This window comes from Kitasatospora sp. MY 5-36, assembly GCF_001182915.1.
Classification (GTDB): Bacteria; Actinomycetota; Actinomycetes; order Streptomycetales; family Streptomycetaceae; genus Kitasatospora.
Window position 1 is genome coordinate 1 of the sequence record NZ_LFVW01000320.1, and the last position, 10,744, is coordinate 10,744.

Sequence of the window (10,744 nt, forward strand, 5' to 3'; positions counted from 1 at the left end):
GGGCGGGGGCGGTGTCCGCGCCCACGGCCGGCCCCGCGGTGCGGGCGGCCACCGGGCTGAACCGCACCGGCAGCGAGACCAGGCCGCGCTGGAACGGGCCCGGCCGCCACTCGACGCTCTCCGCGGGCACCGCGAGCGTGACGTCCGGGAGCGCGTTGAGCAGGCACTCGATCGCGCTCAGGGCGATCAGCTGGGCCGGGGACTTGGCCGGGCAGGCGTGCGGGCCGGCGCCCCAGGCCAGGTGGGCCCCCTTGCTGAGGGTCAGTCGGGCGTCGGTCAGCACCGGGTCGCTGTTGGCGGCGGCGAAGCTGATCACCACCGGGCTGCCGGCGTCCATCGGGACGCCGCCCAGGTTGAGGTCCTGCATCGGGTAGTGCGTCGCGTAGTTGGCGATCGGCGGGTTGTTCCACAGCACGTCGTCGAGGGCGTCCTCGATGCGCAGTCCGGCACCGCCCTCGCCGGACAGCAGCAGGAGCAGCGCGTTGCCGATGAGGTTGCGCTCGGGCTCGACACCGGCGCCCATCAGCATGACCAGCTGGTCCTTGAGCTCCTCGTCCCGCAGCCCGGCCGGGTGCTGGATGAGCCAGGAGGTGATGTCGTCGCCCGGCTGGCGGCGCTTCAGCGCGACCAGGTCCATCAGGCAGGAGGTCAGCTCCTCGTTGGCCTGGATCACGTCGAGGCCGTCGAAGAGCGCGGACATGCTGCGGGTCAGCCGGTCGCCGATGTCGGCCGGGCAGCCGAACAGCTGGTTGAACAGCAGCAGCGGCAGCAGCTTGGCGTAGTCGTTGAGCAGGTCGGCCCGGCCCAGCGCGCTGAACTGGTCGATCAGGTAACCGGCGATCCGCTCGACGTGCCGGTTGAGCCGGTTGTCGTTGAGCCGGTCCAGGCTCTCGGTGACGGCCTTGCGCAGCCGCAGGTGCTCGGCGCCGTCCGTGAAGAGGCAGTTGGGCCGGTAGAACATCATCGGCAGGACGGGGCTGTCCATCGGCACCCGGCCCTCGTTCAGCGCCGCCCAGCGCCGCGAGTCCCGGGCGAACATGCCCGGGTTCTGCAGCACCCGCAGCGCGGCCTCGTGCGAGGTGACCAGGGTGGCGTCCACCCCCGGCGCCAACTCCACCGGCGCGGCCGGGCCGTTGGCGCGCAGCTTGTCGTAGACCGCGCCGGGGTCGGCCGAGAACATCTCCCCGTAGAGCGGCGTGCTCACGCCGGCGTGCATCGGGCAGCCCGGCGGAGGCGACTGCGGTACGGGTCGCTGCAGAGATTCCATGGGTCGTTCCTTGGAGGAGGCCCCGGGCGGGTGCGGACCCGGGAGACGTGAGGGGAGGAAGGCGTGGGGGAGGGAGGAGCCGTGGGGAGGTCAGGAGGCGCGGTCGAGCAGGTGCCGGACGAGCGTCAGCAGGGCGTTGGCCGAGGAGCGCTGGTCCCGCGCGTCGCAGAACACCACCGGCGTGTGCGGCAGCAGGTCGAGCGCCTCGCGCAGCTGGTCCTCGGTGTACCCGCTCTCCCGGTCGAAGCTGTTGACCGCGACCGCGTACTCCAGGCCGTACTGCTCGATCAGGTCGATGACGGGGAAGGTGTCCGCGAGGCGGGTCGGGTCGGCCAGCAGCAGCGCCCCCAGCGCCCCCCGCGCCATGTCCTCCCAGAGCTGCATGAACCGCTGCTGGCCCGGCGTACCGAACAGGTACAGCACCAGGTCGTCGCCGAGCGTCAGCCGGCCGAAGTCCAGGGCGACGGTCGTGGTCTTCTTGTCCGGCGCCCCGCGGAGGTCGTCGACGCGGACGGACGCCTGCGTCATGCTCTCCTCGGTGCTCAGCGGGGCGATCTCCGACAGGGCCCCGATGAGCGTCGTCTTGCCGACCGCGAAGTGCCCCACGACCAGGATCTTGACAGCGGTCGTCACCGCGCCCGGGACGTAGATGTCCTCAGGCGAACCGGCGTTGAAGTCCATGCAGTACCTTCTCTAGAAGTCTCGGGTCCGGGGCCTGGGCCGGGGGCGGGGCCGACCGCCGCAGCAGCCGCCCCTCACGGATCAGGTCCGTCAGCAGCAGCCTCACGACCCCCACCGGCAGCTCCAGCCTGGCCGCGACCTCGGCCACCGAGAGGTAGCCGCCGGAGCACAGCTCCCAGATCGCCCGGGTCTCCGGGCTCGGCAGCGCGGGGAGGTCCTGCTCGGGCGCGATGGTGACCAGGGTGATCAGAGACAGGTCGTCCGCACTCGGTAACGCGCGCCCGCCGGTGATGACGTAGGAGCGGATGAAGCCGCCGGAGACCCGCTGTTCCTCGCCGCCGGTCGTCATGAGCCGCTGAGCGTGCTCTGGCGCGGCGCCGCCGACATCGCCCGTCCGAGCGCGCCCACCTGCTGCTGCATCCGGAAGGACATCGCCTCCATGTCGACGTCGGGGGCGGTGGAGGCGGCCAGGTACGCGCCGCTGCCGGCCGCGATCAGGAAGATCCAGCCGTGGTCGTACTCCAGGAGGGTCTGGCGCCAGACCCCGGCGCCTCCGCCGACGAACGGGGCGACCGCGCGGCTCAGCGACTGCATCGAGCTCATCGCGGCGGCGTTGGTCTCCGCCTCGTCACGGCCGATCTCGCTGGACCGTTCGAGCAGGAGGCCGTCGGCGGAGACGAGGATAGCGTGCCGGGCGCCCGGTACCTGGAGTACGTCGTTGAGCACCCAGGAAAGATCGCGGCTCACTGGATCTCGGTTCCTTCCGTGGTCATGGTGTTGCGCCCGGACAGCGTGCCGCGCTGGAACGCGCCGAGGCGGGACGGCGTGTACTGGCCGGTGCCCCGCGGATCCTCGGCCCGACCGGGACCGGGCTCCTGCGGGGTGGGGACGACCGACACGGGACGCTGGCGGCGGCGCCGGGGCAGCAGTCCGTCCGCGGTCGTCTCCGGTCCCGCCGTCGCCGCGTACGGCGTCGGCACCGGGGCCAGGGGCGCCGTCGGCTCGGACAGCGACACGAGCCGCTGGCCGGCACCCGGCGCCCAGGCCTGCGCGGGCTGCTCCACCGGCGCGGCCTGGTAGTCGGGGTAGTCGGTGTGCTCGGCGACGGGCGGGGCCGCGACCTCGCTGCTCAGCAGCTCGGCCGGCAGCAGCACCACGGCCCGCACGCCCCCGTACGGGGAGACGGAGTCGACGGAGACCCGGAAGCCGTAGCGGGCGGCCAGCATGCCGGAGACGGCGAAGCCGAACTTCGGGGGGTTGCCCAGGCTGGTGAGGCTGATCGGCGCGCCAGGGTTCAGGAGCAGCGACGCGCGGTCCTTCTCCTCCTGGCCCATGCCGAGGCCGGCGTCGTCGATGATCAGGCAGACGCCGGTGGGGACGGCCTGGACGCTGACCTCCACCGGGGTGTCCGGGGCGGAGTAGTTGGTCGCGTTGGCGAGCAGCTCGGACAGCACGACGGCGACCGGCTCGACGACCTTGCTGGCGAGCGAGACGCTGACCCGGGAGTGGATCCGCACCCGGTCGAAGTGCCGGATCCGGCCCTGGGCGCTGCGGACCACGTCGAAGACCGAGGCGACGCTCTCACGGCGGCCCAGCCAGCCGCCGCAGAGCACCGCGATGCCCTGGGCACGCCGGCCGAACTGGCTGTTGGTGTGGTCGATCGTCATCAGGTCGGCGAGGATCTGCGGGCTGTCGCCGTACTTCCGCTGCACCTTGTCGATGACGATCTGCTGCTCGTCGGCCAAGCCCTGCAGCGTCCGCATCGCCGCCTTGAGGACGGCCTTGGTGTCCTCCTCGGCGTCCCGGCGGACGGCCGTCAGCTCGGAGGCGTGCTGGCCCTGCAGGCGGTCGTGCAGCACGGCGAGTTCCTCGCGCTGCCGCTGTGCCAGGGCGCTCTCCTCCTCCAGCGAGGCGTTGCGCCGTCGCAGGGCGAGGTTCGTCCGGCGGGCCTGGAGGGCCGCTCCGACGGATACGAGCATCACCACGATGAAGACCCAGAAAAAGGGTTCCTGCACAAATGACGTCATGAAACTCTCTTCAGGTGGCATCGCGTGGGGCCGGTCCGGGCCCCGGAACGCGAATGGGACTGGCGGCCTGAACCTCTCCGAAAGGCACCCGATGTCACACCACATCGAAGTGCGTTCCGGTACGAGACCTGCGGCGACGCCTATCGCGGAGTCAGCCTACTGCACCTCATGCCATGTCAGAACAGATAGCAAAAAGGGCAGTTGGGGCGAAATTCCACGACTTGCTGGGAACTCTGACAAGAAATGGCGGCATTCGTGACGCCGCGTTAACCATAGGGACACATCCCGACCACACTTCGATTCGCGCGCAGCGTGATTCCGCTGTCACGCTCCGGAATTGACGGACCTCAGGACGGACCTCCGGACGACCCTCGGCGCGACTTCTCCGGAGGGCCGTCGGACGGCCCTCCGGGCGGGCGGCCGGACATGCGGAAGGGGCCCGCGTCCGTGGACGCGGGCCCCTCCGGTACAGCCGTCCGTCAGCGCATCGAACCGGTGCGCAGCAGGGTGCGGATGACGCGCATCGCGACCGAGAGGCTGGACAGCTCGTAGTTGTCCGAACCCCTTATGTCGTCGAGGGTGCTCTTGGCGCGGTTCAGCAGGGTCGCGTTGAGCTCGGCCCAGGCGGTGTACCGCTCCTCCGGGGTGGCGCCCTCGGGGCCGCAGGCCAGGATGTCGGCGGTCAGCGCCGCGTGCGCCGCGAAGAGGTCCTCGCGGATCGCGGCCCGGGCCATCGACGACCAGCGGTCGGTGCGGGGCAGCTCGATGATGCGGTCGAGCAGGTGCGAGATCTGGAGCCGGTCGCCCAGGTCGTAGTAGAGGTCGGCGACCTCGGCGACGTCCTTGCCGGAGCGGTCCGCGACCTCGGCGACGTCCAGGGTCGGGAAGACCGAGGAGAGGCCGGCGATCCGGGTGGCCAGCTCCTCCGGCACCCCGGCCGCGGCGAGCTCGCCGTAGATCGACTCGAACCAGGTCAGGTCCTCGCCGCGGAGCGGCTTGGGCAGCGACGCCCAGACCTGGTTGACCCGGTCGTGGAAGAACTCGATGGTGCCGGCGATGTCGAGCGGCTGGCGGCGGTTGTTGAGCATCCACCGGGTGGCGCGCTCGACCAGGCGCCGCGAGTGCAGCCGCATCTTGGTCTGCACCCGGGCCGGGACCTTGTTGTCCAGGTCCTCGATCTCGGCCCAGATCGGCTCCAGGTCGAAGACGGCCCGCGCGGCGGTGTGCGTCCGGGCGATCTCCTCGTAGGTCGCGCCGGTCTCCTCCTTCAGGCGGAAGGCGAAGGTGCAGCCACCGCGGTTGATCGTGTCGTTGACGATCAGCGTGGTGATGATCTCGCGGCGCAGCGCGTGGTTGTCGATCGCCTCGGCGAACCTCGCCCGCAGCGCGGTCGGGAAGTACTCGTGCAGCGAGGTGCGGAAGAACGGGTCGTCCGGCAGCTCGGTGGCCAGCAGCTCCTCGGCCAGGATGATCTTGGTGTAGGCGAGCAGGACGGACATCTCGGGCTGCGAGAGGCCGCGGCCGTTCTGCTGGCGCTCACGGATCTGGCGCTCGGCGGGCAGGAACTCCAGCCCGCGGTCCAGCTGGCCGGCCGACTCGAAGCGGCTGATCATCCGGGCGTGCACGTTGACCATGCTGTGCGCCTGGGCGACGGCGTTGGCCAGCACCACGTTCTGCGCGTAGTTGTTGCGCAGCACCAGGTGGCCGACCTCGTCGGTCATCTCGGCCAGCAGGACGTTGCGCTGCTTGACCGTCATGTCGCCCTCGGCGACCACCTGGTTGAGCAGGATCTTGATGTTGACCTCGTGGTCCGAGGTGTCCACACCGGCCGAGTTGTCGATCGCGTCGGTGTCGATCCAGCCGCCGGTGCCCTCCGGGCCGCCGGTGGCCGCGTACTCGATGCGGCCGAGCTGGGTGCAGCCGAGGTTGCCGCCCTCGCCGATGACCCGGGCCCGGACCTGCTCGCCGTTGACCCGGATGGCGTCGTTGGACTTGTCGCCCACCTCGGCGTTGGTCTCGGTGGAGGCCTTGACGTAGGTGCCGATGCCGCCGTTCCAGAACAGGTCGACCGGGGCCTGGAGGACGGCCCGCATCAGCTCGGCCGGGGTCAGCTTGGTCGCCGACACGCCGAGGGCGGCGCGGACCTGCGGGGTCAGCTGGATCGACTTGGCGCTGCGCGGGAAGACCCCGCCGCCGGCCGAGATCAGCGACCGGTCGTAGTCGTCCCAGGAGCTGCGCGGCAGCTCGAACAGGCGGCGGCGCTCGGCGTACGAGGAGGCCGCCTCCGGGTTCGGGTCCAGGAAGATGTGGCGGTGGTCGAAGGCGGCGACCAGGCGGATGTGCTCGCTGAGCAGCATGCCGTTGCCGAAGACGTCGCCGGACATGTCGCCGATGCCGATGACGGTGAAGTCCTCGGTCTGGGTGTCGACGCCGAGCTCGCGGAAGTTGCGCTTGACCGACTCCCAGGCACCGCGGGCGGTGATGCCCATGCCCTTGTGGTCGTAGCCGGCCGAGCCGCCGGAGGCGAACGCGTCGCCCAGCCAGAAGCCGTAGGACTCGGCGACGCCGTTGGCGATGTCCGAGAAGGTCGCGGTGCCCTTGTCGGCGGCGACGACCAGGTAGGTGTCGTCCTCGTCGTGGCGGACCACGTCGGCCGGGTGCACGACCTCGCCGCCGACCAGGTTGTCGGTGATGTCGAGCAGCGCCGAGATGAAGGTCTTGTACGAGGAGACGCCCTCGGCCAGCCAGGCGTCGCGGTCGACCGCCGGGTCCGGCAGCTGCTTGGCGACGAAGCCGCCCTTGGCGCCGACCGGGACGATGACGGTGTTCTTGACCATCTGCGCCTTGACCAGGCCCAGGATCTCGGTGCGGAAGTCCTCGCGCCGGTCGGACCAGCGCAGACCGCCGCGGGCGACCTTGCCGAAGCGCAGGTGGACGCCCTCGACCTGCGGCGAGTAGACCCAGATCTCGAACGCCGGGCGCGGGGCCGGCAGGTCCGGGATGGCCTTCGGGTCGAACTTCATCGACACGTAGGAGTGCCACTCGCCGGAGGCGGCGTGCTGGAAGAAGTTCGTCCGCAGGGTGGCCTTGATGAGGTTCAGGAAGGAGCGCAGGATGCGGTCCTCGTCCAGCGAGACGACCTCGTCGAGGGCGCCGGACAGCTCCTCCAGGATGCCCTCGGTCAGCTCCAGGGCGCCCGCGCGGTGGCTCGGGCTCAGCCGGGCCTCGAACAGGTTGACCAGCAGCCGGGTGGAGTGGGTGTTGTTGCGGAGCGCGTCCTCCATGTAGTCCTGGGAGAACGTGGAGCCCGCCTGGCGCAGGTACTTGGCGTACGCGCGCAGCATCATCGCCTGGCGCCAGGTCAGCCCGGCGGTCAGCACCAGCTCGTTGAAGCCGTCGTTCTCGGCCTTGCCCGTCCAGGTGGCGGCGAAGGTCTCCTGGAAGCGCTCGCGGGCCTCGTCGGTGAGCTCGGTGGCCTCGCGCAGCTTCAGGCCGAAGTCGTAGACCCACGCGGTGCTGCCGTCGGAGCGGCGCAGCGCGTACGGGTGCTCGTCCAGCACCTCGACGCCCAGGCGCTGGAGCACCGGCAGGACCTCGGTCAGCGAGATCGGGCCGCCGACCCGGTAGATCTTGAAGCGGCGCTCGTCGTCGCCGGCGCCGACCGGCTGGTACAGGTTCAGGCGGAAGTCGCCCTCGCCGTGCAGCGACTCGATCTGCTTGATGTCGGCGACGGCGGTGCGCGGCGGGAAGTCGGCGCGGTAGCCGTCGGGGAAGGCGTTGGCGTACTTGTGGCCGAGCTCGGCGGCCCGCTCCTCGCCCAGCTCGGTGTGCAGCTGGTCGTGGAAGCCGTCCATCCAGAACCGGGCGGCCTCGGCCAGCCGGTTCTCGATCCGCTCGATGTCCGTGTCGCTGAGGTGCGGCAGCGCGGTGCCCGGGGCGACCCGGACCACGAAGTGCAGACGGGTCAGCACCGACTCGGTGGCGTACACCGTGTAGTCGATGGTGGCGCCGTTCAGCTCCTCCTTGAGGATGTCGGTGATCAGCAGCCGGATGCGCGTGGTGTAGCGGTCGCGCGGCAGGTAGATGAACGCCGAGAAGTAGCGCCCGTACTCGTCCTGGCGCAGGAACAGCCGCAGCTTGCGGCGCTCCTGGAGGTAGAGCACGCTCGTCGCGATGGAGAGCAGCTCGGAGGCCGGGGTCTGGAAGATCTCGTCCCGCGGGAAGGTCTCCATGATCTGGAGCAGGTCGCGGCCGTCGTGGCTCTCGCTGGAGAAGCCGGAGTCCTCCAGCACCTCCTGGACCTTGCGGCGCACGACCGGGATGCGGGTGACCGACTCGGTGTAGGCGGCGGAGGAGAACAGGCCGAGGAAGCGGCGCTCGCCGACCGGCTCGCCGGCGGCGTTGAACTTCTTCACGCCGACGTAGTCCAGGTAGGCCGGGCGGTGCACGGTGGACCGGCTGTTGGCCTTGGTCAGGACGAGCAGCTTCTTCTCGTGGGCCTTGGCGCGCACCGGCGCGGAGAGCCGGCCGAAGGCCTCGCTGACGGCGTGGTGGGCGTCGTCGTGGCTGTGCGGGTCGGAGCGCAGGATGCCGAGGCCGGTCCCGGCGACGGCCTTGAGGACCTCCTCGCCCTCGTGCTCGACCAGGTCGTACTCGCGGTAGCCGAGGAAGGTGAAGTGGTCGTCGGCGAGCCAGCGCATCAGCTCCCAGGCCTCGCCGACCTCCTGCTCGGGCAGGCCGGCCGGGGGCTCCTCGGCCAGCTCGTCGGCCAGGCGCAGCGCGCTCTCGCGCATCTTGCCCCAGTCCTCGACGACCTCGCGGACGTCGCCGAGCACGCGGCGCAGGTCGGCCTCGATGGCGCGCAGGTCCTCGCGGTCGGTCTCGCGGTCGACCTCGATGTGCATCCACGACTCGACGGTCGCGTCGGCGGGCCACTCGGTGCCGGCGGCCTGGCTGCGGGAGCAGGCGTCGACGTCCAGGATCTCCAGCAGCTTGCCGGTGATGTCGCGGCGGACGACCAGCTGGGGGTGGATCACGACGTGGATCGCGCGGTCCTGGCGGGACAGCTCGTTGGTGACGGAGTCGACCAGGAAGGGCATGTCGTCCGTGACGACCTCGACCACGGTGTGGCCGCAGGACCAGCCGTTCTCCTCGACCGAGGGGGTGTGGACCCGCACCTCGGCGGTGCCCTGCGGGCGCTTGAGGCCCAGGCGGTAGTGGGAGGCGGCCGCGCCGTACACGTCGACCGGGTCTCTGTCGACCAGGTCGTCGGGCGCGGTGTGGAGGTAGTAGTGGTGCAGGTACGCGGTCAGAGCGCCGTTGCTCAGACCCTCCCCCGGCGCCGCTCCCCCCACCTGGCTGTTCTCAGCGGCTGCGGCTGCCTTCTTGAGCAGTTCGGCCTTGGCTGCGTCCAGCTTGGTCTGCATGACTTCTTGGCTCCTGTCGCGCGCCGTTGCGTGACTCGGTGGTGTGTGGATGTACACCGACGGGTCACCGCAATCCTGCCGCACCATCCGACTGAAAGGGGCTCATGGCACGCATGAAACGCCCTCCCAGCGGGTAGGACGTTCCGTTCGTCCTGCAGCCACCCGACGACGCCAGCCAGCCTAACCGGATCAATCGAAGGTGGACAGGGACAGGTCGGCGCAAACCCGCAGGAAGTCGGGTCCGTCCTGGACAGCATGTCCAAACCGGAGCCCGGTGTTCACTCTCAGCCCATGTGCGGGTGGCCGTGGTGGGTCGGCGGGACGAAGGTCTCCTTGATCGACCGGGCCGAGGTCCAGCGCAGCAGGTTCTGCGCGGCGCCCGCCTTGTCGTTGGTGCCGGAGGCCCGTCCGCCGCCGAAGGGCTGCTGGCCGACCACCGCGCCGGTCGGCTTGTCGTTGATGTAGAAGTTCCCCGCGGTGAACCGCAGCTCCTCGACCGCCTGCGCGATGGCGTAACGATCCTGCGCGATCACCGAGCCGGTCAGGCCGTACGGGGCGCCGGCGTCGACCCGGCGCAGCACGTCGTCCCAGCGGGAGTCCTCGTAGACGTGGACGGCGAGGATCGGGCCGAAGTACTCGGTCCGGAAGATCTCGCCCCGGTGGTCGGAGGAGACCAGCACGGTCGGCCGGACGAACCAGCCGATCGCGTCGTCGTACTGTCCTCCGGCCGCCAGTTCGATCGTCGGATCGGCCTTCGCCCGATCGATGGCGTCCCGGTTCTTCTCGAAGGCGCGCCGGTCGATCAGGGCGCCCATGAAGTTGGACAGGTCGGTCACGTCGCCCACCGCGAGCGCGTCCACCTCGGCCAGGAAGTCGTCCTTGATCCGCTGCCAGAGGCTGCGCGGCAGGTAGGCGCGGGAGAGCGCCGAGCACTTCTGGCCCTGGTACTCGAAGGCGCCGCGGATCAGCGCGGTCCTCAGGATCTCCGGGTCGGCCGAGCGGTGGGCCAGCAGGAAGTCCTTGCCGCCGGTCTCGCCGACGATCCTCGGGTACGTGCGGTAGCCGCCGATGTTGGCGCCGACGGTCTGCCACAGGGAGCGGAAGGTGGCGGTGGAGCCGGTGAAGTGCAGCCCCGCGAACGCCGGGTCGGCGAGCACCACCGGGGAGACCTGGAGGCCGTCGCCGGTCACCAGGTTGATCACCCCGGGCGGCAGGCCGGCCGCCTCCAGCAGCCGCATCAGGTGGTACGCGGCCAGGGTCTGGGTCGGCGCGGGCTTCCAGACCACGGTGTTGCCCATCAGCGCGGGGGCGGTCGGCAGGTTGCCGGCGATCGCGGTGAAGTT

General features: G+C 70.6%; 7 protein-coding genes. All 7 read right to left on the reverse strand.

Annotated features, from left to right (window positions below):
* On the reverse strand, positions 1-1,267 hold a 1,267-nt coding region (locus AE652_RS21110), incomplete at its 3' end, for a cytochrome P450 (RefSeq protein WP_049653855.1).
* A 90-nt stretch (positions 1,268-1,357) separates the two neighbouring features.
* Entirely contained in the window at positions 1,358-1,948 is a 591-nt protein-coding gene (locus AE652_RS21115; RefSeq protein WP_049653842.1) for an ATP/GTP-binding protein, read from the reverse strand.
* Positions 1,923-2,297, reverse strand: coding sequence for a DUF742 domain-containing protein (locus AE652_RS21120; RefSeq protein ID WP_049653843.1), 375 nt, complete (start codon positions 2,295-2,297; stop codon positions 1,923-1,925). Before AE652_RS21120 ends, AE652_RS21115 begins: the two co-directional genes overlap by 26 nt.
* Entirely contained in the window at positions 2,294-2,695 is a 402-nt protein-coding gene (locus AE652_RS21125) for a roadblock/LC7 domain-containing protein (protein ID WP_049653846.1), read from the reverse strand. Before AE652_RS21125 ends, AE652_RS21120 begins: the two co-directional genes overlap by 4 nt.
* A complete protein-coding gene (locus AE652_RS21130) occupies positions 2,692-3,975 on the reverse strand; it encodes an ATP-binding protein (protein ID WP_049653847.1) in 1,284 nt (427 codons plus the stop codon). Before AE652_RS21130 ends, AE652_RS21125 begins: the two co-directional genes overlap by 4 nt.
* Before the next feature lie 479 nt (positions 3,976-4,454).
* On the reverse strand, positions 4,455-9,401 hold the full coding sequence (locus AE652_RS21135; RefSeq protein ID WP_049653850.1) for an NAD-glutamate dehydrogenase: 4,947 nt from the start codon (positions 9,399-9,401) through the stop codon (positions 4,455-4,457).
* 284 nt (positions 9,402-9,685) lie between these two features.
* On the reverse strand, positions 9,686-10,744 hold a 1,059-nt coding region (locus tag AE652_RS21140), incomplete at its 5' end, for an aldehyde dehydrogenase family protein (RefSeq protein ID WP_049653852.1).